At 67.6% G+C, this 1,178-nt stretch carries 1 protein-coding gene; it reads right to left on the bottom strand.

All coding sequences use genetic code 11. From position 1 onward, the window contains the following. Positions 1-99 precede the first annotated feature (99 nt). On the bottom strand, positions 100-1,119 hold the full coding sequence (locus IE224_RS20800) for a YeiH family protein (protein ID WP_191313428.1): 1,020 nt from the start codon (positions 1,117-1,119) through the stop codon (positions 100-102). Positions 1,120-1,178 lie beyond the last annotated feature (59 nt).

Consider the following 1,178-nt stretch of genomic DNA (forward strand, 5'->3'; position numbering starts at 1 on the left):
GCCACACGGGGATCGCGGCCTTCGGGCAGGATGATATGGCGCGGGTTGGCGCGTGCTGCGGTGAGGATGCGGTCCAGCGGTTTCATGGCAGGATGCCTTTCAGCTGAGGAAGTGGAGACCGGCGACGACAAAGACGCCGAGGAAGATGGTTTCGGCGACAATCAGGCCAATGGCCACGCCGCCGACGTCGAGCATCCGCTTGAGCGAGGTCTTGATGCCCACGGCGGCGATGGCGATCAGCAGCGCCCAGCGGCTGAGAACGCCCGCCCAGTCCGCCAGGACCACCGGGATCACGCCGACCGAGTTCAGCGCCGCCAGCACCAGAAAGCCGAGAACAAAGCCCGGCAGCAGCGGCGGGCGCTTGCCGCCTTCCTGGTCTGCCAGCCCGCGCGCGCGGATCACCAGCGAGAAGCACAGCACCACTGGCGCCAGCATCGACACGCGGATCAGCTTGACCAGCGTTGCTGTCTCGCCTGTTTCGGAACCGATGGAAAAGCCCGCGCCGACCACCTGGGCCACGTCATGGATGGTGCCGCCCAGGAACACACCGCTGTCGCGGGGCGTAAAGCCGAACAGATCCGACAGCATCGGGTAAAGCACCATCGCTACTGTGGACAACACCGTCACCGACAGCACCGTAAAGGCCAGGTCGCGTTCGGACCATTTATGGCGCGGCAGCACCGCGGCGATCGCCATGGCGGCCGAGGCCCCGCAGATCGCCACCGAGCCGCCGGTCAGCAGTGCAAAGCGCCAGCCTCGGTTTACAAAACGCGCGGCGATCAGGCCGAACAGGATGGTCAGCACCACGCCCGCGACCACCAAGGCAATCGCTGGCCCGCCAAGGCCTGCCAGCATGTCCACACTGATCCGCGCCCCCAGAAGCGCCACCCCCAGCCGCAGCACCGTGCGCGCCGTCAGCGCAACGCCCGGCGCGGTCCGGGTTCCCTCCTCGGCCAGGAAGTTCAGCGCCAAGCCCAGCAGCAGCGCCAAGAGCATCGCCGGCGCGCCGTAATGCTCGGACAGGAACTGCGCCGTCGCCGCCACCAGGACCGACACCGCAAAGCCCGGAAAGGCGTCCGAGATCGTCTGGCGGGCAGGAAGCAGGTCGATGCTGGTCATGGCGGTTTCCTTGAGTGCAGGGGACCATCCGGCGCGGAGGGACCGCGCCGGATGGTCAG

This window comes from Paracoccus aerius (genome assembly GCF_014656455.1).
Lineage (GTDB): Bacteria > Pseudomonadota > Alphaproteobacteria > Rhodobacterales > Rhodobacteraceae > Paracoccus > Paracoccus aerius.